General features: G+C 56.3%; 27 protein-coding genes, 3 tRNA genes and 2 pseudogenes. 18 read left to right on the plus strand and 14 right to left on the minus strand.

Going from position 1 to position 26,081, the window contains the following annotated elements; genetic code table 11:
• Nucleotides 1-56 precede the first annotated feature (56 nt).
• Nucleotides 57-626, minus strand: coding sequence for a translation initiation factor IF-3 (infC, locus tag ACZ1G5_RS16535; protein ID WP_472733886.1), 570 nt, complete (start codon nucleotides 624-626; stop codon nucleotides 57-59).
• Nucleotides 627-800: 174 nt separating this feature from the next.
• Here infC and ACZ1G5_RS16540 point away from each other — a divergent pair, with 174 nt between their 5' ends.
• Nucleotides 801-1,448 carry a hypothetical protein gene (locus ACZ1G5_RS16540; RefSeq protein WP_472733887.1) on the plus strand — a complete coding sequence of 216 codons (648 nt, stop codon included), beginning with the start codon at nucleotides 801-803 and terminating at the stop codon, nucleotides 1,446-1,448.
• A gap of 70 nt (nucleotides 1,449-1,518) precedes the next feature.
• Here the strand turns inward: ACZ1G5_RS16540 and ACZ1G5_RS16545 are convergent, their stop codons facing one another.
• From ACZ1G5_RS16545 to cysG, 6 genes and pseudogenes are all read right to left on the minus strand, one after another.
• Nucleotides 1,519-2,376, minus strand: a complete 858-nt coding sequence (locus ACZ1G5_RS16545; RefSeq protein ID WP_472733888.1) for a ferredoxin--NADP reductase — start codon at nucleotides 2,374-2,376, stop codon at nucleotides 1,519-1,521.
• Between the two features lie 59 nt (nucleotides 2,377-2,435).
• The gene (locus ACZ1G5_RS16550; protein ID WP_472733889.1) at nucleotides 2,436-2,846 is read right to left on the minus strand and encodes a DUF934 domain-containing protein; all 411 of its coding nucleotides are present in this window, start codon (nucleotides 2,844-2,846) and stop codon (nucleotides 2,436-2,438) included.
• Nucleotides 2,843-3,561: pseudogene (locus ACZ1G5_RS16555) on the minus strand (phosphoadenylyl-sulfate reductase). Before ACZ1G5_RS16555 ends, ACZ1G5_RS16550 begins: the two are co-directional and overlap by 4 nt.
• Nucleotides 3,551-5,221, minus strand: a complete 1,671-nt coding sequence (locus ACZ1G5_RS16560; RefSeq protein WP_472733890.1) for a nitrite/sulfite reductase — start codon at nucleotides 5,219-5,221, stop codon at nucleotides 3,551-3,553. Before ACZ1G5_RS16560 ends, ACZ1G5_RS16555 begins: the two are co-directional and overlap by 11 nt.
• The gene (locus ACZ1G5_RS16565; protein WP_472733891.1) at nucleotides 5,221-5,523 is read right to left on the minus strand and encodes a DUF2849 domain-containing protein; all 303 of its coding nucleotides are present in this window, start codon (nucleotides 5,521-5,523) and stop codon (nucleotides 5,221-5,223) included. The genes ACZ1G5_RS16560 and ACZ1G5_RS16565 overlap by 1 nt, the downstream gene beginning before the upstream one ends.
• The gene (cysG, locus tag ACZ1G5_RS16570) at nucleotides 5,523-6,914 is read right to left on the minus strand and encodes a siroheme synthase CysG (RefSeq protein WP_472733892.1); all 1,392 of its coding nucleotides are present in this window, start codon (nucleotides 6,912-6,914) and stop codon (nucleotides 5,523-5,525) included. The genes ACZ1G5_RS16565 and cysG overlap by 1 nt, the downstream gene beginning before the upstream one ends.
• Nucleotides 6,915-7,052: 138 nt before the next feature.
• Between cysG and ACZ1G5_RS16575 the strand changes: the two genes are divergently transcribed.
• From ACZ1G5_RS16575 to ACZ1G5_RS16585, 3 genes are all read left to right on the plus strand, one after another.
• On the plus strand, nucleotides 7,053-7,514 hold the full coding sequence (locus ACZ1G5_RS16575) for an Lrp/AsnC family transcriptional regulator (protein ID WP_472733893.1): 462 nt from the start codon (nucleotides 7,053-7,055) through the stop codon (nucleotides 7,512-7,514).
• 154 nt (nucleotides 7,515-7,668) lie between these two features.
• Nucleotides 7,669-8,025 carry a hypothetical protein gene (locus ACZ1G5_RS16580; protein WP_472733894.1) on the plus strand — a complete coding sequence of 119 codons (357 nt, stop codon included), beginning with the start codon at nucleotides 7,669-7,671 and terminating at the stop codon, nucleotides 8,023-8,025.
• Nucleotides 8,026-8,035: 10 nt separating this feature from the next.
• Nucleotides 8,036-8,836, plus strand: coding sequence for a DUF2145 domain-containing protein (locus ACZ1G5_RS16585; RefSeq protein WP_472733895.1), 801 nt, complete (start codon nucleotides 8,036-8,038; stop codon nucleotides 8,834-8,836).
• On the opposite strand, the gene ACZ1G5_RS16590 is transcribed toward ACZ1G5_RS16585, so the two are convergent.
• Entirely contained in the window at nucleotides 8,826-9,989 is a 1,164-nt protein-coding gene (locus ACZ1G5_RS16590) for a cytochrome P450 (protein WP_472733896.1), read from the minus strand. The two genes, ACZ1G5_RS16585 and ACZ1G5_RS16590, sit on opposite strands and share 11 nt — an antisense overlap.
• Before the next feature lie 30 nt (nucleotides 9,990-10,019).
• On the opposite strand from ACZ1G5_RS16590, the gene ACZ1G5_RS16595 reads away from it, so the two are divergent.
• Both ACZ1G5_RS16595 and ACZ1G5_RS16600 read left to right on the plus strand, forming a co-directional pair.
• Complete coding sequence (locus tag ACZ1G5_RS16595) at nucleotides 10,020-10,433, plus strand: hypothetical protein (protein WP_472733897.1); 414 nt, start codon at nucleotides 10,020-10,022, stop codon at nucleotides 10,431-10,433.
• Complete coding sequence (locus tag ACZ1G5_RS16600) at nucleotides 10,433-11,041, plus strand: cobalamin B12-binding domain-containing protein (protein ID WP_472733898.1); 609 nt, start codon at nucleotides 10,433-10,435, stop codon at nucleotides 11,039-11,041. Before ACZ1G5_RS16595 ends, ACZ1G5_RS16600 begins: the two co-directional genes overlap by 1 nt.
• A gap of 9 nt (nucleotides 11,042-11,050) precedes the next feature.
• Here the strand turns inward: ACZ1G5_RS16600 and tpiA are convergent, their stop codons facing one another.
• The gene (gene tpiA / locus ACZ1G5_RS16605; RefSeq protein ID WP_472733899.1) at nucleotides 11,051-11,782 is read right to left on the minus strand and encodes a triose-phosphate isomerase; all 732 of its coding nucleotides are present in this window, start codon (nucleotides 11,780-11,782) and stop codon (nucleotides 11,051-11,053) included.
• A 66-nt stretch (nucleotides 11,783-11,848) separates the two neighbouring features.
• Here tpiA and ACZ1G5_RS16610 point away from each other — a divergent pair, with 66 nt between their 5' ends.
• Entirely contained in the window at nucleotides 11,849-12,766 is a 918-nt protein-coding gene (locus tag ACZ1G5_RS16610) for an isopenicillin N synthase family dioxygenase (RefSeq protein ID WP_472733900.1), read from the plus strand.
• An 813-nt stretch (nucleotides 12,767-13,579) separates the two neighbouring features.
• Here ACZ1G5_RS16610 and ACZ1G5_RS16615 read toward each other — a convergent pair.
• The 5 genes from ACZ1G5_RS16615 to ACZ1G5_RS16635 all read right to left on the minus strand — a co-directional run bounded on the left by ACZ1G5_RS16615 (nucleotide 13,580) and on the right by ACZ1G5_RS16635 (nucleotide 16,208).
• The gene (locus tag ACZ1G5_RS16615) at nucleotides 13,580-13,873 is read right to left on the minus strand and encodes a TfoX/Sxy family protein (protein ID WP_472733901.1); all 294 of its coding nucleotides are present in this window, start codon (nucleotides 13,871-13,873) and stop codon (nucleotides 13,580-13,582) included.
• Nucleotides 13,873-14,235 carry a HesB/IscA family protein gene (locus ACZ1G5_RS16620; protein WP_472733902.1) on the minus strand — a complete coding sequence of 121 codons (363 nt, stop codon included), beginning with the start codon at nucleotides 14,233-14,235 and terminating at the stop codon, nucleotides 13,873-13,875. The genes ACZ1G5_RS16615 and ACZ1G5_RS16620 overlap by 1 nt, the downstream gene beginning before the upstream one ends.
• A gap of 45 nt (nucleotides 14,236-14,280) precedes the next feature.
• Complete coding sequence (locus ACZ1G5_RS16625) at nucleotides 14,281-14,973, minus strand: DUF3307 domain-containing protein (RefSeq protein WP_472733903.1); 693 nt, start codon at nucleotides 14,971-14,973, stop codon at nucleotides 14,281-14,283.
• 186 nt (nucleotides 14,974-15,159) lie between these two features.
• Nucleotides 15,160-15,819, minus strand: coding sequence for a hypothetical protein (locus ACZ1G5_RS16630; RefSeq protein WP_472733904.1), 660 nt, complete (start codon nucleotides 15,817-15,819; stop codon nucleotides 15,160-15,162).
• Nucleotides 15,820-15,845: 26 nt separating this feature from the next.
• Nucleotides 15,846-16,208 carry an SUF system Fe-S cluster assembly protein gene (locus ACZ1G5_RS16635; RefSeq protein WP_472733905.1) on the minus strand — a complete coding sequence of 121 codons (363 nt, stop codon included), beginning with the start codon at nucleotides 16,206-16,208 and terminating at the stop codon, nucleotides 15,846-15,848.
• Nucleotides 16,209-16,394: 186 nt separating this feature from the next.
• Between ACZ1G5_RS16635 and ACZ1G5_RS16640 the strand changes: the two are divergent.
• From ACZ1G5_RS16640 to ACZ1G5_RS16690, 11 genes and pseudogenes are all read left to right on the plus strand, one after another.
• Nucleotides 16,395-18,283 (plus strand): annotated as a pseudogene (locus ACZ1G5_RS16640) (SLC13 family permease).
• A 66-nt stretch (nucleotides 18,284-18,349) separates the two neighbouring features.
• A complete protein-coding gene (gene tgt, locus ACZ1G5_RS16645; protein WP_472733906.1) occupies nucleotides 18,350-19,480 on the plus strand; it encodes a tRNA guanosine(34) transglycosylase Tgt in 1,131 nt (376 codons plus the stop codon).
• Between the two features lie 222 nt (nucleotides 19,481-19,702).
• Nucleotides 19,703-22,108, plus strand: coding sequence for an endopeptidase La (lon, locus tag ACZ1G5_RS16650; RefSeq protein ID WP_472733907.1), 2,406 nt, complete (start codon nucleotides 19,703-19,705; stop codon nucleotides 22,106-22,108).
• Nucleotides 22,109-22,416: 308 nt separating this feature from the next.
• Entirely contained in the window at nucleotides 22,417-22,728 is a 312-nt protein-coding gene (locus ACZ1G5_RS16655; protein ID WP_472733908.1) for an HU family DNA-binding protein, read from the plus strand.
• A 26-nt stretch (nucleotides 22,729-22,754) separates the two neighbouring features.
• Nucleotides 22,755-23,315 (plus strand): histidine phosphatase family protein, encoded by a 561-nt coding sequence (locus ACZ1G5_RS16660; protein ID WP_472733909.1) that lies wholly within the window; start codon nucleotides 22,755-22,757, stop codon nucleotides 23,313-23,315.
• A 42-nt stretch (nucleotides 23,316-23,357) separates the two neighbouring features.
• A tRNA-Val gene (locus tag ACZ1G5_RS16665) sits at nucleotides 23,358-23,433 on the plus strand.
• An 87-nt stretch (nucleotides 23,434-23,520) separates the two neighbouring features.
• Nucleotides 23,521-23,955: a RidA family protein gene (locus ACZ1G5_RS16670; protein ID WP_472733910.1), complete on the plus strand. Its 435-nt coding sequence runs from the start codon at nucleotides 23,521-23,523 to the stop codon at nucleotides 23,953-23,955.
• A 132-nt stretch (nucleotides 23,956-24,087) separates the two neighbouring features.
• Nucleotides 24,088-25,026, plus strand: a complete 939-nt coding sequence (locus ACZ1G5_RS16675) for a pirin family protein (protein ID WP_472733911.1) — start codon at nucleotides 24,088-24,090, stop codon at nucleotides 25,024-25,026.
• Nucleotides 25,027-25,099: 73 nt separating this feature from the next.
• Nucleotides 25,100-25,176, plus strand: a tRNA-Asp gene (locus ACZ1G5_RS16680).
• A gap of 295 nt (nucleotides 25,177-25,471) precedes the next feature.
• Nucleotides 25,472-25,548: transfer RNA gene (locus ACZ1G5_RS16685), tRNA-Asp, on the plus strand.
• Between the two features lie 185 nt (nucleotides 25,549-25,733).
• Nucleotides 25,734-26,033: a hypothetical protein gene (locus tag ACZ1G5_RS16690; RefSeq protein WP_472733912.1), complete on the plus strand. Its 300-nt coding sequence runs from the start codon at nucleotides 25,734-25,736 to the stop codon at nucleotides 26,031-26,033.
• Nucleotides 26,034-26,081: the final 48 nt, after the last annotated feature.

A 26,081-nucleotide genomic window follows, 5' to 3' on the forward strand; every position in this document is an offset into this window, starting at 1 on the left:
AAAGCCCTCGCAAATGCGGGGGCTTTTCATTTTGGCGCTATGTCCAAAGGTAAGAGTTACTTCGGCATCGGCCCGATCAGCATGACCATCTGACGGCCTTCCATTTTGGGGAAGTTTTCGACCTTGCCGGCTTCTTTGGTATCTTCGGCCACACGCTCAAGCAATTCACGACCCAGCTGTTGGTGCGCCATCTCGCGGCCCCGGAAGCGCAGGGTGATTTTCACCTTGTCGCCGTTGTCCAAAAACTTGAACACATTGCGCATCTTCACTTCATAGTCGTGGTTGTCCGTATTTGGGCGGAACTTCACTTCTTTGATTTCGATGATCTTTTGTTTCTTACGGGCCTCAGCTTCTTTCTTCTGAGTCTCGTATTTGAACTTGCCATAGTCCATGATCTTGCAGACGGGTGGGTTCGCGTTTGGTGAAATTTCTACCAAGTCAAGGCCTGCATCGTCGGCCATTTCCATCGCACGTGCCGGTGTAACAACACCGACGTTTTCGCCTTCGGCACCAATAAGGCGGATCTCATCAGACCGAATGCGGTCATTGATCCGGGGCCCGGTGTCACGTTGAGGTGGGGCGTTGTGGGGTCTGCGTCCTATGGTCTTTATCCTTTGATTGTTCAAAACTCGTGATGGTGAAACTAAACACCCGACGGTGCAGCTTCAACCCGCAAAAGATGCGGTTTACCGCCGATTTTTCCCCGGTATTTGCCCTTCACCTTTCATAAACCATCTGACATATCCCGGCTCAAGGTCCGATGGGGGCCCAAATATGCAAGATTTGGAAGGATATGACCCATGCGTGCAATTATTATTCTCGTTGTTTTGGCGGTCGTTGGTTTTTTTGGTTACCAATATGCGGCCCAGGGGCGCAGCCCGGGTGAGGCAGTTGGTGTTTTGACAGGCGCAACACAGCAGGCTGAACAGGCCGCTGCTGTTGCGGAAGCTGAAGCGGCTGCCGCTGCAGAGGCTGCCGCGGCCGCAGAAGAAGCCGCCGCAGAAGAAGCTGCTGCCGCAGAAGAGGCTGCCGCAGAAGCTGCCGCGGCCGCAGAAGAAGCGGCTGCCACTGCTGCCGCAGAGGCAGAAGCTGCTGCACAAGAAGCTGAAGAAGCCGCCACTGCCGCAGCAGCGGAGGCCGAAGCAGCAGCGACAGCCGCCGCCGAAGAAGCTGCCGCCGCTGCGGAAGAAGCAACTGCTGCGGCGCAAGAAGCTGTTGAAGAAGCGACTGCTGAGGTTGCCGAAGCGGGTGAAGACCTGATGGCGATGGCTGGCGATCTGCTGACTGTTGACGGGTTTGACGCTGAAAAGGTGTCGCAACTGCTTGCCGGTTCTGACATTCCGGCAGACCAGCAATCGACATTGTCCAACGCGCTGAACTTCGCAAAGGATAACCCAGCGCTGCTTGAGCCAGTTTTGCAGAACATTAGGAACTTGCTTGGTCTCTGAGCCACGCGCGAGAAACAATAAAAGGCCGCGTCAGAAGTGACGCGGCCTCTTATTTTAGGATCGTGACGCGTTAGTCGAGAAAGGCTTTTTCAACGACATAGTGCATCGGTTTCGAATTCGCGCCTTCGACCAACCCGTACTCTTCAAACATGTCCTTCAACTCAAGGTTAAAGGCCATGTTGCCGCAGATCATTGCACGGTCTGTTTCCGGCGACAGGGGCGGCACGCCCAGATCAACGAACGCCTCGCCTGAACGCATCAGATCCGTAATCCGGCCCATCTTTGGGCTCTCTTCGCGTGTCGTTGTCGGATAGTATTTAATCTTTTTCCAAAATCCGTCGCCGATCACTTCGTTCAGCAACTCATCGGACTTCAAGCCCTCGATCAAATCGCGCCCATAGGTCAGTTCACCCACTTCACGGCAGGTGTGAGTGATGATCACTTCGTCATAGTCTTCATAGGTTTGCGGCTCGCGCAGCAAGGACGCAAATGGCGCAAAGCCGGTGCCGGTAGCAAAGAACCAAAGCCGTTTGCCGGGCAGCAGCGCGTCATGGACCAAAGTGCCAACAGGCTTGGGGCGCAAGATCAGCTCGTCACCCGGTTGGATGTGCTGCAGTTTGGACGTCAGCGGGCCGTCCTGCACCTTGATCGAGTAGAACTCGAGTTCCTCATCCCAAGAGGGTGAGGCGATGGAATAAGCGCGCAACAGCGGTTTTTGCTTGCCTGTTTCGGGGTGTGGGTCGCCCATTAGACCGATCATCACGAATTCACCCGAACGGAACCGCAAAGACGCGGGCCGCGTGACACGGAACGAAAACAAGCGATCGGTGTAGTGTTTTACTTCTGTCACCGTCTGCGCATCAGGCAGGGTCGGGACGGCTTTGGCTGTATCTGTGCTCACGGGTGTCGCTTCAGTCATATGTGTCATGGCAGCCCTGTTAGGGCCGCCCTCCGGTTTAGTCATTGATTTGGATCAGGGAAAGGGGCTTAGCCGCGCAGGCGTGCCTGATAGTTGTGATTTTGCCAATCGGCGCGGAATAACCACTGCGCTTCCGGCTGGCGCGCGGCAAGGTTGTCGTCGATTTCGACCTCGTCAAAACCGGACCGGCGTGCCATCGCATATTGGTCAGCCAGCACATGGCCCTTGGCGCGCAAGCGGCCTTTGTAGCCAGCACGGCGCAGCATGGCGGCCAGCGTAAAGCCGCGTCCATCAGCCGAGGAGGGGAAATCGATGCGGATCATCGCGGCATTATCCAGCCCGACAAGCGCCTCGGGCGCTGTGTCAGAGGGCAGATCGACGCCATAGTCACAATCATTCGCGGCCACCTCATCCAAAGCGACAAAGCCGCAGGCAAAGTCATCAGTGGTAAAGCCGTTATCTGTTACAATCACGCTCATGCGGCTTGTCCTTTTCGTGTCGCGCCATTCGCATCATAGTGAATACCGCATTCAGTTTTTTCGTTCCACGCCAACGGCCTGCACGCTGATCTTCATGATCGCTCACGCGGGTGGTGCAGGGCATGCAGCCGACAGAAGGATAGCCTTTGGCGACCAGCGGATGGCGCGGTAGGTCGTGCTTTGTCATGTAATCGCGCAAGTCCTGTGCGGACCAAGTATTCAGCGGATTGACCTTGATCTTGCGCCCTTCCTTTTCAAACAAGGGCAGGTCGGCGCGTTTGCCGCCCTGAAACTGCTTGCGCCCGGTGATCCAGCCGTCAAAATCTGCCAGTGCTTCGGCCAAGGGCCGTGTCTTGCGCAGATCGCAGCAGGCGTCGGTGTCTGCCTGATGCAGCAACCCGTCCACATCTTCGCGGAGCACCGCGTCGCGGTTGGGGCCGATGATGCGCACATCTGTCAGACCCAGCAATGCCGCCACCTCACGCTGATAGGTCAGCGTTTCGGGGAACAGCATTTCGGTGTCCAGAAAGATTACCGGCGTCGATTTGTCGATTTCTGCCACCATGTGCAGCAGAACCACGCTTTCGGCCCCGAATGAGGACACCAAAGCCATTTTGCCGATCTGCACATCGCTTAGCACATGCCGCAGCACGGTTTGCGCGTCAGATTTGCGGTGCAGGATATTGCGGCGCTCGGCCAGTTCCTTAAGCGGCATTGGCTTTGTCCTCTGCTGGATAAAGGATGGCTTTGAAAGGCTCCATCCCCAGACGGCGGTAGGTTTGCAGGAAGGTTTCGTCGGCATCGCTGCGCAGACCCAGATAACCTGTGACCAGACGTTCAATCGCAGGCACAATTTCTTCGGCGCTAAAGCCGGGGCCTGCGCGTTCGCCGATGGTGGTTGTCTCGGTGCCGTCACCGCCCAGCGTGATCTGGTAGTTTTCGACGCCTGCGCGGTCGAGCCCCAGAATGCCGATGTGACCCACATGGTGGTGTCCGCAGGCGTTGATGCAGCCAGAGATTTTGATCTTCAGCTGACCGATCTCATGTTCGATCTTCAGCTCATCAAAACGCGTCGCGATTTCCTGTGCGACAGGGATCGAACGGGCGGTCGCCAATGCACAGTAGTCCATGCCGGGGCAGGCGATGATGTCGGACGCAAGGCCGATATTCGCTGTCGCTAGATCAGCTTCGCGCAACGCGGCATAGACCGCTGCCAAGTCGGCCTTGTGCACATGCGGCAGGATCACGTTCTGTTCGTGGCTGATGCGCAGCTCACCATGGCCATACTTTTCGGCCAGATCAGCCATGACGCGCATTTGGTCAGATGTCGCATCGCCCGGCGTGGCCCCATGTTTCTTGATGCTGATGGACACGATGGCGTAACCGTCCGCCTTATGGGCGGCAAGGTTGGTGTCGGTCCATGACCGGAAAGCAGGGTTGGCAAGGCGTGCGGCCTCGTAGCCATCGGTGGATTTTGTGACGAAGGCTGGGGCCGCGAAAGCCGCTTCAATCTCAGCCAGTAAAGCCTGATCGTGGCCAGAAAACCCTTCGCGGATCGCGGCGAAACGCTCTTCCACCAGCGCTTGGATTTTTTCCAACCCGTTCTCATGCACGGTGATTTTGATGCGTGCCTTGTACTTGTTATCGCGGCGGCCCAGCAGGTTGTAGACGCTGACAATCGCCTCGCAATAGGGCAGCAGATCCGCCTTTGGCAGGAAGGCCCGCAACACCTTACCCACCATAGGCGTGCGGCCAAGGCCACCGCCAACGATGACTTCGAAACCGGGCTCGCCCGCGTCATTGCGCACCATGCGCAGGCCAATGTCATGCGCTTTGGTCACGGCGCGGTCGTATTCCGCACCTGTCACGGCGATCTTGAACTTGCGTGGCAAGAATTGGAATTCGGGATGGTCGGTGGACCACTGGCGCAGCAATTCTGCGATGGCGCGAGGGTCTTCGATCTCATCCGCGGCAGCACCGGCAAAATGGTCGGCTGTCACGTTACGGATCGTGTTCCCGGATGTCTGGATCGCGTGCATGCCCACATCTGCCAGCGCGTCCAGCATATCAGGCACGTCTTGCAGTTTTGGCCAGTTGTACTGGATATTCTGGCGCGTGGTGAAGTGGCCATAGCCTTTGTCCCAACGGTCCGCGATATAGGCAAGCTGGCGCATCTGTGCCGGGTTCAGCGTGCCGTAAGGGACCGCGACCCGCAGCATATAGGCGTGCAATTGCAGATAGAGGCCGTTCATCAGGCGCAATGGCTTGAATTCATCCTCAGTCAGTGAGCCGTCAATACGGCGTTCCACTTGTCCACGGAATTGGGCAACGCGGGACCGGACGAATGCTTCGTCAAAATCATTGTAGGTATACATTATGAAAGCTCCGCTTGCTTGCCGTGGGGGTAGTTGGATGGTCCGCGTGTGCGGAACGCTTCGCGAAAATGGGTGGGTTCGGGGCCATCTGCACCGGATTTGGCATCGGCCAGATAAGCACCTGCGATCTCGTCGGCCCGCGCCTGCGCTTCCAAAAGGCGCAGGTCGGCATGGGCCTCATCGGTCAGTAACTCGGCCTCGCGGATGTCGCGGGTCCATCTGTTGTCTTCGGTCAGCCAAACGGCGTCGCCTTCCAGCAACGCATTGGCGGTGACGACTTTGGGAGAGAAAGCCTTGGGCATTATGCAAACTCCTTGAGTTGGCGGGCATTGGCGGCCGCATCGCGCGGGGCGAGGCCGTAAAAGGTGATGGCGGGACCTTTGAGGTCTGCTTGGGTGAGCGTGGGTTCAAGTTCGGCCAATGTGGTTGCAATGATCTGCTGATCGGCGCGGCTGACGTTTTCGATAATCGTCACAGGTGTCGCCGGATCAGCGCCATGCATCAGCAAACGACCTTGGATAAAGCGGGCGGATTTCTTGCCCATATAGATCGCAGCGACCTCACCGGGTTGCGCCAGCGCTTTCCAGTCGTGATCGGCGTAGCCTTTTGTGTCGTGACCCGTAATCAGGCGCACCGCAGAATTGCGGCCGCGTTTTGTCAGGCCTTGCCCGATATTGGCGACAGCAGCAGAGGCGGCAGTGATGCCGGGGATGATGCGGTAGGGGATGTCATGGGCTTCAATCGCCTCAATCTCTTCGTCCAAGCGGCCAAAGACCGTTGGATCGCCTGCTTTCAGGCGCACAACATGGTGACCGTCCAGCGCGTGGCTCACGATCAACCCGTCGATATCGGATTGAGCCATGGATTTACCAAAACCCTCTTTACCCGCATCAATGATGATCGCTTCGCGGCGGGCCAGTTCAAGGATTTCACCAGTGACCAGACGGTCATGGATCACAACATCGGCCTTATCCAACGCATTGCGGGCTTTCAGGGTCAGCAGTTCGGGGTCGCCGGGGCCTGCGCCGACCAGATCGACAGAGCCTTCTTTGGCTTGTGTCATCACATGGGTGTCGAGGAGGGTTTCAAGCGCAGGGATCACGCCAGTTTCGCCATTGTCGGCCAGTGCCTTGGGGCCGGTGCCGAAATAGAACGCGGTCCAGAAGTCGCGGCGCTTGCGGCCCATGGGCAGAATATCAACCGCATGGCGGAAGGTTTTGCCGATACGGGCGAGGACGCCCAGTGACGTTGGCAGACGCTCTTCAAGGTCGGCTTTGATGGCACGGGCCAGAACGGGGGCAGCCCCTTCGGTGCCGATGGCAACAGTCACTGGGTCGCGGTCCACGATGGCGGGTGTGATGAATTGGCTGTCGGCAAGGTTATCGACGATGTTCACCAAAGCGCCCTCGGCATGGGCGATGGCTGACACGCGGGCGTCTTCCGCATCATCTTCGTTCGCGGCATAGAAAAGGGCAGCGCAAAGCGCGTCACCGGGTTCCATCGCGCGCTCAACAATCCGCAGCTTGCCCTGATCGGTCCATTTGCGGATGTCGTCAGCAATCTCAGCCGCGATGACCGTCAGATGCGCTTCGGTCTTCATCAGAAGGCGCAGCTTGGCCATGGCAGCATCACCACCGCCCGATAGGACAATGCGGCGGCCTTCAACGGCGAGGAAGATTGGAAAGTGCTTCATTGAGTCTGCCTTACGATTTCTTGGGTTCAATATAGAACAACGTTCTGATATTTACCTCCCCAAGGGCATTGATAAGGACATTTGTTCCACCAAAGCCTGAGTTAGGACCGCCTGTCCTGCAAAATCGGAGAATACAGAATGTCGGTACGGATAGACGCCACAGACCGGAAAATTTTGGCGGCAATGCAAGCGGATGCAGCGCAATCATTGGACGAAATCGCCAAGTCTGTGGGGTCGTCAAAGACGCCTGTGTGGAATCGCATTCGCAAGATGCGGGAGGCTGGGATCATTGGGCAGCAGACGGTGCTGCTGGATGCCGAGGCCCTAGGGTTTGAGGCTTGTTTCTTTGTCCTGATCCGCACGTCAGAGCATGATGCAGAGTGGCAGGGCCGGTTCCTGAAAGCCCTGAAGGTGCGGCCCGAGGTGCAAGAGGCGCACCGGTTGGCAGGGGACATTGACTATATCCTGAAGGTGCGTGTGCAGAACGCGCGCGCCTATGACACGTTTTACCAGGCGCTGATTTCAGAGGTAAAAGTGCACAATGTGACCGCACTTTTGTCGATGGAAGAGATCAAGTCGACGGTAGCGCTGCCGCTTTGAACAGACCGCTGAGCGACGTACAGTGCCCGTACAGAAGGTGTACAGATCCTGTACGTACAGCCGTACATTCGTGAACAAAGTTCAAGAATTTTCTTGACGTGCTGATTTTCGCTCCATAAATACATGAACAATGTTCAAATATGGAGAATCGACAATGACATCCTTTAGAATTGCCATCGGCGCATCGGTGCTTGCTTTGACCGCCGCCTGTGCCGCCCCCAGTGTCCAACATACCGCCCAGTCCGTTGATCACAGCGCGCAAGCAACCAGTCATGGGGTTAGCGCTGTCGCCTCAGGTGTTGCCACGGTTTCGGCTGTGCCGGTTGTTGCCACAGGTGCTGTATTGTCTGTCACCGGCGCTGCGCTGGAAAGTGTTGGCACCGCGTCTGTTGATGCAGGCGTTGAGGTTCTGGATGCGGGGTTGGGCGTGACGCCGACCCGCCAATGCATCCAAACAAACCAGCGAACCTCAACTTGTGTGGTGCCAAACGGCCCACCGCGTTTGAATTGAGGAGGGGATGATGAAACGCTTTGTAGCCGCCATCCTGTTGGCCGTGTCCACGCTGAGCCCTGTCGCGTCCTTTGCGGGCAGCAGCGCGGCCAGCAATCCTGTTTTGCCCGCCGATGATGTCGCCAGTTTTGCCAACCGTGTGCAGCGTGATCTGGCCTCGCGTGGTGCGAATGTCGCGATTGTTTCACGTGTTGGGCGCGACCCGTCCGTTTTGCCCGGTGGCATCAATTACACCCATGTGGCGTTCTGGGTCTACGCCCGAATCACGCTGGCAGACGGCAGCACGGGGCAGGGATACCGGGTATATAACCTCTATCAGCGTGAGGGGGATCTGACCCGCAGTGATCTGGTCCAAGATGCACCCGGTGACTTTTTTGCCGGAGCCCATAGCCTTGATGCGGGTATCATCATTCCCGGCGCGCGTTTGCAGCGCAAACTGCTTGATGTGATCGCGAGCCCGACCTATGCGGCTTTGCATAACGCGAACTATTCGGTGTTGGCCAATCCGCGGACTGGACAGTTCCAGAATTGCACGGAACATACGTTGGATGTCCTTATGGCCGCGCTTTATGACACATCGGACAGGCAGCAGATCAAAGCCAACATTGCTGCATATTTTGCCCCTCAGTCGGTGCCGCTGAACGGTCTGCAACGGCTCTTTGCGCCTGCTGCATCACAAGCGCTGACGACAGCCGATCATGGTGCGAATGTTGGTACAGCCACCTTTGGGTCGATTGCGCGGTTCATGCAAACCAATGACCTTGCCGATGAGGTGTACCGGATCACCCCAGCACAGGTCGTCAGGTTCTGACCATCAACTGTTCCAGCCCATGAAAATGGTAAACGTCGCCATATCGCGGTGTCCCGACCAACGACAGGTCGGGGCATCGTTCAAAAAGAACGCCGAGCGCGATTTTCAGTTCTAGTCGCGCCAGCGGTGCACCGACGCAGAAGTGGATGCCGCCGCCAAAGCTGGTGTTTTGCGGACCTTTGCGGGCCGGATCGAATGTGTTCGGTGCGTCGTAGGCCAAAGGATCGCGATTGGCGCTGCCCAGAAGACAGGCAATCTGATCACCGCGTTTGAAGCTGTGATCGCCCAATGTTACATCCTCATAGACCCAGCGCGTGAACATATGTAGCGGCGGGTCAAAACGGATGACTTCCTCCACGGCCGCATCGGTGATGTCTGTGATCCCGTGGTCCAGCAAGGTCTTGGTGCCGTTGCCCAAGGTATGCACCGTCGCCTCGTGCCCGGCGTTGAGCAACAGAATGCAGGTGGTGATCAGTTCGTCCTCACTTAGCTTTTCGCCGTGTTCTTCGGCTGCAATCAGTGTTGAGATCAGATCATCCGTTGGTGTTTTGCGCCGCTTGGCGATGTAGCTGCGCATGAAATCTACGAAATCACTGGTCGCGGTCATTGCGTCTGCCTCGATCTGCGGTGTGCGGCGGGCCTGGTACATTGCGACCATTGCGTTTGACCAGCGGACCAGATCATCGGCGCGCTCTTCCGGGACACCCAACAGGCGCGAGATGATCACAACAGGGACGGGTTGGGCATAGTGCGTCAGCAAATCGAATGGTGCGGATGGGAAGCGATCAACGAGGCTGTGACAGAGCGCGCGGACATCGCCCTCTAACGCCGCAATGGTCCGGCTGGTGAACGCGCGCAGCACCAAGGCGCGCAGCCTTGTGTGGCGGGGCGGTTCCAGTTCTAGCATGGAGTGTGCTTCGACATTGTAGAAGGGTTGCAGATGGTCGGGGATCTTTGGTGCCAGTTCCGGCGGGCATTCCCGGCCCATCCGCCTGTCGCGCAGAACGGCATGCACCATCTTGTGAGAGACGGCGCAGGCCATTTCATATTCTGACCACCAGATGAAATCGCCGGCTGCGCGCGCTGTGTCGTAGAATGCGTAGGGGTGTTGGATAAAGGATGCATCCGTGGGGGATTGGCTAAGTTCTTGCATAAACAAAGGTTTGCCTGACAGGTCAATCGCTTGCAAGACAGTGATTATGTTGGCGCGGAGCAATCAGTGACCGCACCCTTCCGGCCCCGCAACCCCACCGTGCGCCGCGACGTTCTGCCGCGCATAGCTTCACCGTCTTTTATGGTAATCTGCATGCAGTTGGATACACAAATCGTCTGGCAAAAAGGCGATGCGCTGCAGTCACACGCCAACATGGGAGGGACGTTCATGGCGAATGCGCCAATGGACGATGAAGCGTTCGATCGCTTCGAATATAAAAAGGCTGATCGACAAATCCGGTTAGCAAATCAGGAGCTGCCGCAAGTGGCCGTGTCGGCTCTTGCGCGCGAAGTTGTGAGGCGTCTCGCGTTTAGAATGCCACGAACCGCCAAAAAGAGGATCTGCCAACGCAGACAGATATCGATCTGTTGTGCGCGGCTTTGATGTCCAAAAAGGACGATGCGGCGGATAACTTTATCCTGGCCGCGCGTCGTGATGGCGTACAGCTCGAGGCGATTTATCTTGGCTATGTTGCCGGTGCCGCCCGCCGTTTGGGCGAGATGTGGGACAAAGACGAAATTTCGTTCATTGATGTGACGCTCGCCTGTGGCAAGCTCTACCGGATCATTCGTGGCCTTCGCCACGTGATCGCGCCCGGTATTTTAGATGACCGCGAGGAATGCCCTGCGATGTTCGCCCTTGTCCCCGGCGAAACCCATACGCTGGGCATTGAGATTGCAACCGATGTCTTCCGCCGAGAAGGCTGGGACGTGGATATGATGGTCGGACTTGACCATGACACGTTGGTCGAACAGTCGGATCGCCGCAGCTATCGTGCCATTGTGCTGGTCGCCAATTCAGACGGTATGATCGAGCCGCTGACCCGTTTGGTGTTGGCTTTGCGCATCTCGCATCCGCTGGCGCACCTTGTCGTAGCGGGCAATATCCTAGCGCATCATCCAGACATCAACGACCTTGTTGGTGCGGATGCGGTGATGAAAGATATAGAAAACGCGGTCAAAACCCTGCGCGATGTGATCGAAACAGCCTGAACGCTGACTTTAGGCTTTTTCCAGGGCCGTGATGATCGGTGAGAACTGTTCAGCCGTCAGGCTGGCCCCGCCGACCAATGCCCCATCCACATGCGGCACGGCAAAGATGTCAGCCGCGTTGCTGCCTTTGACAGACCCGCCATAGAGCAGCGAGAATTCAGCGCCATCATTGAAACGGTCCTGTAGGCGGGCGCGGATGTGGCTGTGGACTTCTGCGATTTGTTCGGTTGTTGGCACTTTGCCGGTGCCGATAGCCCAGACGGGCTCATACGCGATGACGGTGTTCAGCGCATCGGCATTCGCGGGCACAGAGCCTGCCAATTGGGTGTCGATGACATCAAGCGTGCTGCCGCTTTCGCGTTCTTCCAATGTCTCGCCAATGCAGATCACCGCGATCAGGCCTGCGTCATAGGCCGCTTGGGATTTGGCGGCGACCAATGCGTCGGTTTCGCCGTGGTCCGTGCGCCGTTCAGAATGACCGACCAGCACATAGCTGGCACCGGCATCGGCCAACATCTCGGCACTGATGTCACCTGTATGGGCACCAGATTCAGCCACATGGCAATCTTGCCCGCCGATATCAAAGGGGGTGTCCTCGCAGGCGCTGATTAAGGTGAAGGGCGGGCAAATCAGGATCGCAATGTCTGCATCGCCGTGCTTATCTTCAAGCGTTTGCAGCTCGCTCAGGGTGCTTTGCAGCCCGTTCATCTTCCAGTTTCCAGCGGCAATCTTACGCGGCATATCAAGGTCCTTTTGTCAGCAGGTGTCTCTTGCTACCAACTTCATGAACAGACGAAAAGAGACACAATGACAAGTCATACGATACCGCGCATTGATGCAACCGCTTTACTGGCTGGTGATGCCACCACCAAGGCCTTGGTTACCGAAGCCGCGACCGGGGTGGGGTTTATGACGATCCACAATACGCCGATATCGCCTGCGCAGGCGGAAAGCGTTCTTGCGGCCTATCGCGACTTTTTTGCTTTGCCAGCCGAACAAAAGGCGGCCTTTGATATGGCAAAGACCGGATCGAACCGGGGGTGGGGCGCGCCGGGGTCAGAGCGTGTAGATCCGAATGCAAACCCTGACTATAAACAGGTGTTTGATTGCGGGTTAGAGCTGGCCGCTGATGATCCTCTGTCAGTCTTGCCTTGCTATGCGCCAAACCAGTGGCCGGCCAGCCCGCCTGATTTCGCGGCGACTTTGAAGGCCTATTACACGCAAGCCACCGCATTTTCGCTCGATCTGCTTTGCGCGATTGTGGATGCCGTTGGCCATGACGGCAGCTATTTCCGCGATCAATTTGACCGACCAATGGCGCTTTTGCGTGGCAACTACTATCCAGAGCGCCCAGCATGGGCAGGCGAGAATGATTTTGGGATTGCAACGCATACCGACTATGGCTGTCTAACATTGCTGGCGACAGATGGATCACCGGGGCTAGAGGTCCGCAAAAGAGGCGGCGGTTGGATCGCACTGTCAGCCCCGCCGGGTGAGTTCGTTATCAACTTCGGCGAAATGCTGGAGATGTGGACCAACGGTCGTGTCAAAGCGACCTCGCACCGGGTGGTCGGCACGCAGGCTGAACGGATATCGGTACCACTGTTCTTTAATCCAAACTACGATGCGAACGTGGCCCCGTTGGGATCGGGAGAGGTGATCAACGCACGAGGCCACCTGGAAGCGCGATTTGCTGAAACCTATGTGCATTTGAAGGCGGGTTAGATGTGGCCGGCTGGGGCTGTCGTTGCCTGATGACGTTGGTTTTGGTTTTTATATTGAGAAGCCGACCTTGATGTTTCGGGGCGCGAGGGTCTGCTTTGAGCCCAAGGTGAATGATGCTGCGGAGTGCCCGAATGGCAGCTTTGATGACGGCCACACCATTTTCATACGCGCTTTTAGGTCATTGATGAATTGGTGCATGTTCTTGCAATGAAGAACCAAAAGAAGCCACTCTATCGTTCCGTGAACACCCGAACTCATGGCGTTCGCCACGGGTCGGGAGCAAAGTCGAAGTGGGACAGGAACACGAAAGCATCGGCAAAAAACGGTTCGATGAAAAAATCGATGCACTCGGGACAAAGACACGGCTTTGACTATACTCCACTCTTCAAGTTTTTGCTTTCCCGAGTTGGCAAAAATTGGCCCGAAGTTCATAGCGAGGCCGTTTCAAGATTGGATCGCGAAGAACCTATTTCTTGGATAGTTGCGGATAGACTCTCGGAAGGTAAACCTTACGTTCGAGTTGGCGAAAGTACTTACTTTAGCGGGTTGTATGTGGATGAGAACAACCTGCTGGCGGTCGTTGACTGCCAACTGACAGAAGATACGATGCGCCCTTTTTGTGCTTGCTGTACTCACACATTAAATGGAGTACGCCTCACGACCCCGTACTCAGATTCCTCCGATTAGAATGTCTGTGGATACAAAGCAGACGTTTCCATCTCTGTGCAAAACGACTGTTTTGTCCACAGTGTACCCACCAAGCGCCAACTTTCGAAAGTCCGCACGCAGCGCGCCATCCGAAATGTACTTATACTAGATCACTAAGAATCTTCGCGCCCAGCGACAAGCCGTATCAGGGTCGTCCAGCGCGCTTTCGGGCAGGGACCAGTAGGGCATGTTGTGGAATTGCTCGGCCCCTTCTTCGGCCAATCCAGCGGCGAGGTCTGGCGTTGTCTTGACGTAGATCCGCCCTTCGCTGCTGACCAGCGCAAAGACTGTGCCTGCGTGATAGAGGCAGATCCCGCCAAACATCTTGCGGCTGGTCAGTTGCCCAAGGTCAGAGAAAAGATCAGTGGCGAAAGCGATATCCGCGTCCGATACGGCCATCAGCTGGCAGAGATGTTTTCGTCAAATTTGATCGACTCACCGCAGCCGCAGGCATCCACCACATTGGGATTGCGGAATTTGAAGCCGGATTCGAGCAGCGAGACTTCGTAGTCAATTTCGGTCCCGAAAAGGAACATTTGTGCCATCGGGGCAATCATGACCCGCGCGCCGTCTTGTTCGACGACTTCGTCGAGCGGATCAACCTCGGTTACATAGTCCATGGTGTATTCCATGCCCGCGCAGCCGCCTTTCTTGACGCCAATGCGCAGCCCCTGATGGCCATCTTTTTCCATCAGTTTTGCGATTTGTGCCGCTGCTTTGTCAGTGATGCTGACCGCTTGTTTGCCTGGAATGCCGAACATGGATGGGCTCCTTTGATCTTTATGTAGGGCAGTTGGTGGCCCCACTCAAGACGGGGTCGGGTCCATGCCGTAGAAAGTGATCAGCGAAAGGGTTGCAAAGCTGACCAGCAACGCCCATCCGAAAGAGGCCAGCGTGCCGATGATGACATATTCGCTGGCTTTGGGGTCCTTGTCGAAGCGCAGGATAGATTTTGCAGCAATCAGGAAACCGACACCGGCAGGATAGCCTGCAAGAACCAAGAGAAAGATAACGGCCCGTTCGAGTTGTCCGATCAATTTGCCCGCTTCTGGTAGGCTATCTGGCATGTCGATTGCAAAATCTTGCATCAACAGACCGATGGCCGGGCCGCCTGCAAGCACACAAAGGATCAATCCTGCAGTGATCGTGAGCAGATACTGTGCAAAAGACGTGGCTTCGGGCCAAAGTATGCCCAGCGCGGGCCAGAACCATAAAACACCCATGATTGTGGCGTAATGTGCAAGCTGGTCGCTGATGTAGGCCCAGAGTGTCGCCGGTGCCAGATGCGTTTTGATCAGGTCAATGCCCAAGTGCAGCACCGCAATGGTGAGGGCGGGTAGAACCTCGCCCCGCAGGGCCAGCAAACTGAGCAGGAAAACCACGCCGATGTGCGCTGCCATGGCCGTTGGTTTTTTCTTGTTGGCGATGATCCAGCTGTTTTGCAGCGGATAGTCCGCCAGCAGATGCGCGACTAGCAGGGCGAGGGCGGTCGTCAGCATGAGATTGCGCACCGTTGTGCCGGTAGGTGACCGTCGGTCACGGCAGAGACCCGACCTTTCCGGCTGTCTTTCGGAATGACAGTCGAATGTGGCTGTCTTTCCGAAAGACAGTTGTATTTAACTGTCATGTGTAGAGGCAGTTGAATGTGGCTGTTTCTTACCAAAACAGCCATATATGGCTGTCGATCATGCATCGAGGACCTCACAGGCGTCGACGAATGCATCAATGCCGGACGCGTCCACATGCTGCTGGATGGTTTGTTTCGTGACATCCAAAGATGTGGCCAAAGCGGACTGTGACGGCTGTGCAGGATCAAGTGCCAACAAGGCCACTTCGGCCTGTGCCTCGGTCCAGCGTTTGATGATTTCCTCTGCGAGCCGCAGGGTCACGGCAAGCGCGCCTGCGCTGCCCGCAAAGATCATCTCACGTCGTCGCGGCATCTGCTCTAACGCCTGGCCGGATTGCGTGAACACAGGACCATGCGCATCGGCCAATGTCTCACCGGGAATCGTGCCTGCGCCGATGGCAAGGGCGATCCGGGTATCAAAGCGTCTGTCGGTCATGCGCACGGCGGCACGGCAGGCGAACACCGCGCGCAGTGCAAATTTTGGCGACACAGCGATTTGCCAGCCATCACCGCGGTTGCGTGTCAAATAGGCAGGGGCACCTTGCCAGACAGCCATCATTTCGGCCGCGCGCGCAAGATTATCAAAAATCCGGTCCAGCCCGCCCTCAGGCAGCTGAGAAGATTTGACGATATCGCCTGTTAGAACGGCATAGTTGGCCATTGGTCCCTCGCGTTTGCCGCTATGCTGGCGCGGGCGGGGGCCAAGTGCAAGTCGCAATAGGGTCTGTGTTGAACGGAAGGGGGTTACATAAACCCAAGTTCAAGGCGGGCTTCGTCGGACATCATGTCCATGCCCCACTGCGGCTCAAACGTCATTTCGACATCGACATGTTTGACACCGGGCAGGGGTTCAATCGCGTCCGCGACCCAACCGGGCATTTCACCTGCCACAGGGCAGCCGGGGGCAGTGAGGGTCATAATCACGCTGACGGCGTTATCTTCTTTGATATCAATCGTGTAGATCAGGCCAAGATCGTAGATATTGACTGGAATTTCAGGGTCATAGACAGACTTACAGGCGCCCACGATATCCTCGTAAAGCGGATGATCTGTGGTTGATGGCGCAATCAACGGCGCACCTTCTAGCTGGGCATTTTGGTCGGTCATGGTCAGACAGCCTCTTATTCCTGAGCAAACATATAGGGTTTGCAGATGCAGGCGTAAAGGGGGGCAGGGAGCGGCAATTTGATTGTTGGTCAATGTCTTGCAAAGCCGCAACCTGTTGCCAGTTTGGCGCAATTGGACCTATCCGTCCTGCGAAACCCTCGCTAAGCTTTGCAGTAGGGAGAGACGATGGAAGCGACGGTACTGACGTTCGAGATGATGGTGGTCCTTGGGCTGCTGGCATTTACGATATTTCTGTTTGTCTCTGAAATCATTCGCATTGATCTGGCCGCCATCCTTGTGATGGTCATCCTTGGTGCGCTCAGCACCTTGCCGGGTTTGGGAAACCTTGCGGATCGCGCGCAATTATTCTCTGGCTTTTCATCAAACGCGGTCATCTCGATCATTGCGGTGATGATCATTGGGGCCGGGCTGGACAAGACCGGCCTGATGTCCAAGGTCGCGACCTTGATCCTGAAACGCGGCGGCACGACCGAGGCGCGGATTATCCCTATCGTATCGGGCACCGTGGGCGTGATCAGTTCGTTCATGCAAAACGTAGGCGCGGCAGCCCTGTTTTTGCCCGTCATCAGCCGGATATCTGCCCGAACAGAAATTCCGATGAGCCGTCTTGCCATGCCGATGGGGTTTTGTGCGATCCTTGGCGGTACAATCACAATGGTTGGATCATCGCCGCTGATTTTGCTGAACGACCTGCTGATTTCCGCGAACAACACTTTGCCCGCTGATCAGCAAATGGAGACCTTCGGCCTGTTTTCGGTGACACCTGTTGGGGTGATGCTGGTGCTGACGGGTGTGCTCTACTTTGTACTGTTGGGCCGCTGGATTCTGCCCGGCAGGCGGGGGCGCGGCGAAGATGCGGGTGCAGCCCGCTCCATGCAGACCTATGTGGAAAACACCTATGGTTTGCGCGCCGATATGTTCGAGGTGCGTGTGCCGGAAGGGTCCATCCTCATCGGTCAAAAGCTGGCGGATATCATGGTCGCCCACCATATCTATATTCTTGGGACATCCTACAGAGGTCACAAGGTGATCGCGCCGATGGCAGACACCGTAATTGAGGCGCCTGCACGATTGGCAATACTCGGCCTGCGTCGCGTGCTGCATGACGAGTTTGCAGAGCCTTATGGTTTAGAAATTTTGCCCGCTTTGGACGTGTTTTCTGATGATTTTGCCGCTACAGAGTCCGGTGTGGCCGAGGTGGTGATCCCGCCGGGCTCAACCGTTATCGGGAAATGTCCTATCGAATTGCGCCTGCGCCAGACCCATGGTCTGTCCATTCTGGCGATCCACCGTGGCGAAGACACGCTGAGCCATGTTGAAACCGAGGACCATGTCGCGACCCATGTTGGCGAAGTTCAATTGCAAGCGGGCGATACATTGGTCGTTCATGTGCAATGGGAGCGGTTAACGCGGATGAAGTCGGATCAGGATTTCGTCGTGGTCACATCCGATTTCCCGCAAGAAGAGCTGCGACCGCACAAGGTAAACTGGGCGCTTGGATTCTTTCTTATGACGCTGGGCCTGATCTTGTTTACCGACCTTTTGTTGTCACTTGCTCTGCTGGCGGGGGCGGTTGGCATGATCCTGTCGCGTGTGCTGTCCATAGATGAAGCCTATGATGCTGTCGGCTGGAGTACCGTATTTTTGTTGGCCTCTCTGATCCCGCTGGGGCAGGCCGTCCAGAACACAGGCACCGCAGCATGGATCGCAGAGCAAATCCTCGCCCTGCTGGATGGCTGGCCGATCTGGGCGCTGCAAGCCGGTGTCGCGATCCTTGCGACGATCTTTACGCTTGTGATGTCGAATGTTGGCGCGACCGTCCTGCTGGTGCCGCTGGCAATTTCCATTGCGATTTCTGCGGGGGCGATCCTGCAATCTTTGCGCTGACGGTGGCGATTTCGACCTCGAATTCTTTCCTGATCCCCACCCATCAGGTGAATGCGCTGATTATGGGCCCAGCCGGCTATCGGGTTGTGGATTTTGTCCGGTCAGGCGGGATCATGACCGTTCTGTTCCTGATCGTATCAATGACGGGGCTCACGATATTCTTTTGACCGGTGGTATCTGCCGCCGGGTGAGGCCCCTTCACAATTCGTCCCAAATCGCCCATGACCGGGCACATGAATAAACGTTTTTCTTTCGCCCTGAACGCCACGGATGGCAAAGCCCGTACTGGCGTCATCTCGACCCCGCGCGGTGATATTCGCACGCCGGCCTTCATGCCTGTGGGCACAGCTGCAACGGTAAAGGCGATGATGCCCGAAAGCGTGGCCGCCACGGGTGCCGATATCCTGCTGGGGAATACCTATCATTTGATGTTGCGCCCGACCGCTGAGCGGATTGACCGTTTGGGCGGCCTGCATAAGTTCATGAATTGGGACAAGCCGATTTTGACCGATAGCGGCGGTTTTCAGGTGATGAGCCTCGCTGATCTGCGCAAGATGACCGAGAAGGGCGTCACGTTCAAAAGCCATATCGACGGCTCCAAACATGAGTTGACGCCGGAACGGTCGATGGAAATTCAAAAGCTGCTCGGCTCTGATATTGTGATGTGTTTTGATGAATGCCCGGCCTTGCCTGCGGATCGCAAGCGGATCGCTGAGAGTATGGAATTGTCGATGCGATGGGCGCAGCGGTCACGCGATGCATTTGGTGACCGTCCCGGTTATGCGCTATTCGGCATTCAGCAAGGTGGGCTTGAGGAAGATTTGCGCGCGCAGAGTGCAGAGGCGTTGAAAGCGGTTGAGTTTGATGGCTATGCGGTCGGTGGTTTGGCCGTGGGCGAGGGGCAGGAGGCGATGTTTAGCGTGCTGGATTTCGCGCCGGATCAGTTGCCTGCTGATAAACCACGCTATCTGATGGGTGTGGGTAAGCCAGACGACATCGTGGGCGCCGTGAAGCGCGGGATCGACATGATGGATTGCGTGTTGCCCAGCAGGTCAGGGCGCACCGGGCAGCTGTTCACCCGGCGCGGTGTGGTGAATATCAAAAACGCCCGTCATGCCGATGATCCGCGTCCGTTGGATGAAGCGTGCACCTGTCCGGCTTGTTCAAACTATTCGCGCGCTTACCTGCATCACGTGTTTCGCGCACAGGAGATGATTTCGGGGATGCTGTTGACGTGGCACAACCTGCATTATTTTCAGGAAATCATGCAAGGGATGCGCGATGCGATTGCAAAAGGGCAATTTGACGTTTGGGAAGCTGAATTTCATGCCACCCGCGCGAAAGGTGATATTTCAGCGCTCTAAGCATCATTTCACCGAAGTTTCCGACTATTTCCGCATTGCGTGTTCACCCTTTTGCAAATTCGCGGCTTGCAGCACGTGAATATGGCGGGCACTGTGCTGCCCAACAAATCATTTATCTGGTTGAAACATGGGGTGCGCCGCCCCACATAATGAGGCCAAGAGGAGACGCCCCATGTTGCCGCTAAGCGGGACGGAGGCGTCTTGCCAAAAAAGGAAAAGAGCATGCAAGAACCGTTGAGTTCATCCTATCCCGTTCTGCCATTGCGCGATATTGTGGTTTTCCCCCATATGATCGTGCCGCTTTTCGTGGGACGCGATAAATCTGTTCGCGCTCTCGAAGAGGTGATGCAGGACGACAAACAGATTTTGCTGTCCAGCCAGGTGGATCCCAGCGAAGATGACCCCGATCAAGAGGGCATCTACAAAATGGGCGTGCTGGCAAATGTCCTGCAGTTGCTGAAATTGCCTGACGGTACGGTCAAAGTACTGGTCGAAGGCCGCGCGCGTGTGAAGATCACAGAATTTGTTCCCAATGATCGCTTTTTTGAGGCGTCATGCGCCTATCTGACGGAAACCGAGGGCGATCCGGCGGAAGTTGAAGCCCTTGTGCGCAATGTTTCGGCTGAGTTCGAGCGTTATGCGAAGGTCAAAAAGAATATCCCCGAAGAGGCGATGGCCGCTGTCGGCGACGCGACTGAGCCTGCGAAGCTGGCTGATTTGGTGGCCGGGCATCTTGGCATTGAGGTCGACCAGAAGCAGGGGCTTTTGGAAACCCTGTCTGTGTCGGAGCGTCTTGAGAGGGTCTTTGGCATGATGCAGGGCGAAATGTCCGTGCTGCAGGTCGAGAAAAAAATCAAAACCCGCGTCAAAACCCAGATGGAGCGGACCCAGCGCGAGTACTACCTGAATGAGCAAATGAAGGCCATTCAGAAGGAACTTGGCGATGGCGAAGAGGGCCAGAACGAGGTTGATGAGCTTGAGGCGAAGATTGCCGAAACCAAGCTGTCCAAAGAGGCCCGCGAGAAGGTGGACGCGGAGCTGAAAAAGCTCAAGAACATGTCGCCTATGTCTGCGGAAGCCACCGTTGTGCGCAACTACATGGACTGGATTTTGGGTGTGCCATGGGGCGTGAAATCACGCACCAAGAAGGACCTGCACAAGGCCCAAGCCGTGCTGGATAACGACCACTATGGCCTTGAGAAGGTCAAGGAACGGATTGTTGAGTATCTGGCCGTGCAGCAACGATCCAAAAAACTCAAAGGCCCGATCATGTGTTTGGTTGGCCCTCCGGGTGTGGGTAAAACCTCGCTTGGGAAATCTGTGGCGAAGGCCACGGGTCGCGAATTTATTCGCATTTCCTTGGGTGGTGTGCGTGACGAGAGTGAAATTCGCGGTCACCGCCGGACCTATATCGGCTCCATGCCCGGTAAGATCATTCAGGCGCTGAAAAAGGCGAAAACCACAAACCCGCTGATCTTGCTCGATGAGATCGACAAGATGGGGCAGGATTTCCGTGGTGATCCTGCGTCGGCGATGTTGGAAGTGCTTGATCCAGAACAGAACTCGACATTCGTCGATCACTATCTGGAGGTCGAATATGATCTTTCGAACGTGATGTTCCTGACGACTGCGAACTCTTACAACATGCCAGGGCCTTTGCTGGACCGGATGGAGATCATTTCGCTGTCGGGCTACACCGAGGATGAAAAGGTTGAGATCGCAAAGCAGCACTTGCTGCCGAAGGTCATGAAAAACCACGGGTTGAAGGACAAGGAATTCTCGGTCGCTGATGATGCATTGCTGGCGATGGTCCGGGTGTATACCCGCGAGGCTGGCGTGCGGAATATGGAGCGTGAGCTGGCCAAGGTGGCCCGTAAAGCTGTCACGATGATCGTGAAGAAAGAGGCGGATATCATCAATGTGACCGCCGGCAATCTGGACGATTTCCTTGGTGTCGAAAAGCACCGCTTTGGTCTGGCGGAAGAAAAGGATCAGGTTGGTGTTGTAACCGGTCTGGCCTGGACATCTGTCGGTGGCGAATTGCTGAACATCGAAGCGCTGCGCCTGCCAGGCAAGGGGCGGATGAAGACCACCGGTAAGCTGGGCGATGTGATGAAGGAATCCATTGATGCGGCGTCATCCTACGTGCGGTCGATCGCACCTGAGATCGGGGTGAAGCCGCCGAAGTTCGACAGCATAGACATTCACGTGCACGTCCCTGACGGGGCGACGCCAAAGGATGGGCCAAGTGCCGGTCTGGCGATGGTCACCTCCATCGTGTCTGTCCTCACCGGTATTCCTGTGCGCAAAGATATCGCCATGACCGGCGAGGTGTCTTTGCGCGGCAACGCGATGCCCATTGGTGGTTTGAAAGAAAAACTGCTGGCGGCCTTGCGTGGTGGGATCACGACAGTGCTGATCCCCCAGGACAATGCCAAGGACCTGCCCGAGATTCCCGACAACGTGAAAGAGGGACTGACGATCATTCCCGTCACCCATGTGTCGGAAGTTCTGGAGCACGCGTTGGTGAGCAAACCCGAGGCCATCGAATGGGACGAAGCTGCGGAAGAAGCAGCAGCGGCTTCTTTGAAGGCACAAGGTACTGGTGAAGGCGCGCGTGCGCACTAAACCCTGAACTTGATGACAGCGGCTAAGGCGCTTCCCCATAGGGTGGCGCCTTTTTTGTTGAAGGCGACACACCCACATCGACGCAGCTTGTTCATAAGCCTGTATTGGCGACGACTGGGATTGCCACCGGACCCGGTGCGGCGGTCTTCAGAGTCTGCTGACAAGCAGCACTGCATAAAAGATCGCACATGATGCCCCGTGTGTTTTTCAGACGGAGAAATGATGCCTGGCCCGGTCTCGTGTTTATATCGACTTGACCTTACCTGCTGAAAGGCGCGGTAATGGTGCCAACCAGTCAAGGAGCCGATATGGCACGCACCCCCAAAAGCCCTGCGCCCGCGCAGACATCCGATGTCAAGCTGATCAAAAAGCCCGAGTTGCTTGACGAAATCGTTGCCCGCACGCACCTCAAGAAACGCGATGTCAAACCCGCCGTCGAAGCGGCATTTGCCATTTTGGCGGATGCTTTGCGCGACGGGGCGGAAGTGAATGTGCCGCCATTGGGCAAACTGCGGGTTGTGAAAGCGAAGGCGCTTGAGGGTGGTGCATCAGTGATGACGGTCAAGCTGCGGACGCCCAAGAATGCGACCGTATCGGCCGCAACAGATGATGACGCATGATCATTCTTGCGAACCGCTGACAGCCGATGACCCATCACGAAATTTACGTCCTGCGCCACGGCGAAACCATGTGGAACGCAGAAAACCGGATGCAGGGTGAATTGAATTCACCCCTGACAGACAAGGGTCAGCGTGATGCGGCACGTCAGCGCGATATATTGGCCCGGCTGGACTTGCGTGGCTTTACCTTTTTGACCAGCCCACAGGGCAGGGCGTTTCAGACGGCGGGCATCGCACTTGCCGGTATCGCGGACCATATCCGCACGGATGACCGCCTGCGTGAGATCGGGGTTGGCGATTGGTCGGGTCGTTTGCGCGACGAGCTTCCGATGCCCAAAGGCAAAGATCCGTTTATGGCCCAATATGAGATCGCACCAAATGGCGAAGGTTTCGCGCGCCTCAAGCTGCGCTGCCGGACGTTGCTCTCTGATCTGACGGGGCCATCGGTGCTGGTTACACATGGGATTACCAGCAGTATGATCCGCGGACTTGTTGTTGGGGAAAAGGCGCATGCGGTGCACACAACACACGGGGGGCAGGGCCGCGTTTATCACCTCAAAGATGGTGAGCAATTCCTGTTGGAATGAGGCTTGCACTGCGCGCGTGGCTGGTCTAAGTGATGCGTCGTCGGGTGATTAGCTCAGTTGGTAGAGCGCTTCCTTTACACGGAAGATGTCGGGAGTTCGAGCCTCTCATCACCCACCATGTCTTCGGTATTTTTGCACTTAGACGCTGGCGCGATTTTCAAGTACCATCGCGAGGCAATTCCGCGAACGCCGGGAGGCAACTGATTTGGCACAGAGTTACAACCCCTCCAATATCTGGGCACCTTTTGGAGCGTTCTCTCAATCCGTGGTCGGCGGAGGTGGTCGCACCATATACCTTAAAGGTCAGGTGGCCCTTGATCGGGACGGCAAGATCGTGGGGCAGGGGGACATGGCGGCGCAGGTCGCGCAGGTGCTGCGGAACGTATCTGACATTCTTGCGTCGCTTGGTGGCCGGATGAGTGACATTGTGTCAATTCAGCAGTTCACCACGGATATTCAGGCGTTTATGCGCTGCGGCGAGATCCGATCGACGTTCTTTGAGGCACCTTTTCCGGTGACGACCACGCTTGAAGTCTCGTCCCTTTATGACCCTGCCTTGCTGGTTGAGATCACGTGCATTGCAGAGATACCGCTTGACCGCCTTGTGGTGCCGGATGCGGCGCTTGACATGCACGGGTAGCGTCAAAGCTGTCATTCTATCCTGTTTGTGCCGTCTTTGGTGCATTTATGCACATTTTCTATTCGTGATGCGCTCTATCTTTCGTTGGCGCACGCTCTATCTTCTCGCGGATATCGCATGAGGAGACGCAAGATGAGCTGGAACCCCGCACTCGACCCTGACTGTCCAACCGGCGATGACGTTGACGCTATCGAAACAGTCATCGTCCCGCGCGCCCGCGACCTTGGCGGGTTTGAGGTGCGTCGTGCTTTGCCTGCGCCCAAGCGTCAGATGGTGGGACCCTTTATTTTCTTTGATCAGATGGGCCCGGCAGAGTTTGTGACAGGCAAAGGTATCGACGTGCGCCCGCATCCGCATATTGGTCTTGCCACGGTCACCTACCTGCATCGCGGGGCTATTCATCATCGCGATAGCCTTGGCACCGATCAATGGATCGAACCGGGGGCCATGAACCTGATGGTCGCGGGGCATGGCATCACGCATTCGGAACGGATGGACGGTGAGGCGCTGAAAAAGCCACAGAGCCTGTTTGGTATTCAGTCGTGGATTGCCTTGCCCAAAGGGGCGGAGGACCGCGAGGCGGCTTTTATTCATGCACCCGCCGCTGATCTGCCCATGATGGAGGGTGAAGGCAAACAGGTGCGGTTGATTTTGGGTGACGCTTACGGCGAACGCGCGCCGGTCGAGACGCCATCCGAGATGTTTTATCTTGATGCCATTCTGGAACCGGGGGCAGGGCTGCCGCTGCCCGATAACCATGAGGATCGTGGCGCTTATGTCCTTGAAGGGGCTGTAGAAATTTCCGGTCAGGTCTTTGATCAAGGCAAGATGATGGTGTTCCGTCCCGGTGACCGCGTGAGTATGAAAGCCGGTGCACAGGGTGCCCGCGTGATGCTTTTGGGTGGTGCGACGATGGATGGCCCACGCCATATCTGGTGGAATTTCGTCGCTTCCAGCAAGGAGCGTATTGACGAAGCGAAAGAGGCGTGGCGGGCCGGTGATTGGGAAAATGGTCGCTTTCAATTGCCGCCCGGCGACGATGCTGAATTTATTCCACTGCCAGACCGCTAAGGCCGCTTGACGGGGCGCTTCGGCGCACTTAGAAGCAGCCCACGTTCGATAGCAATGTCGAACAAGCAGATGCGCGGTTGTAGCTCAGCTGGTTAGAGTACCGGCCTGTCACGCCGGGGGTCGCGGGTTCGAGCCCCGTCAACCGCGCCACTGCCTTTCCCCCAGATATGCCGGGTCATGCAACGGGTTTAACGGGCTTTGATGCTATTTTTGCTTCAGAGGCATCAACACCCTTGTTTTGCGACGTTTGGCCCATACAGAACCCGTACAGATAGCGTACAGATCCTGTACATACAGATGTACAAAGCGACGCTGGTTAACGCCCCGCGCGGCGGCAAATCTGAACAACAAGTAAATTTCCCAATGATCCGCGGCAAAAACACAGGTAGCGATGCGGTTTTAGCGTTGACGGCCCGCGCTTGCGCGATTATCCCGCCCGATACGCGCGGTTGTAGCTCAGCTGGTTAGAGTACCGGCCTGTCACGCCGGGGGTCGCGGGTTCGAGCCCCGTCAACCGCGCCACTTTTTCAGAATTACTGTTTGCCTTACGCATAGACTTTATGTCTCCGTGTAAGGGCTCTTCGGGCCATTTTGATCAAGCGTTTTTCTAGGTTGTGCTATTGAAGGTGCTGTACAACTGGCCCCATAATCACGCATAGAGCGAGTCAAGTCGGCGCGTACATTGCTTTAACAACGGAACGTCAAAAATGCTGGAAACAATTGCGCTTTGTACGGTTTTGTTCGATTTTGGTGGTCTTTGGACAAGCTTAATGCCGGAACCAATGAAAGAAGAAATTCACAATGAATTGGGTGTTGATCCGTGGTCAGACGATGCTCAGTCAATTACGTCCCTTGCACTAGGATTTGCCGCCGGAGGGGACCCCGAGGTTGCATGGAAGGCGCTTCTTATTGCTGAAAAACGCTATCAAGAAATGACCCCTGATGAAATCATTTCGTCGACCATGGACTGCGCAGCGAACTACTCAAAATTTCTTGAAAATCTCTAGCCGAAGAACTGCCGTCCCATAAATATCTGCTGGTGTGAACGTTGGCGT

The sequence above is a fragment of the Yoonia sp. JB2-21 genome (assembly GCF_055693545.1).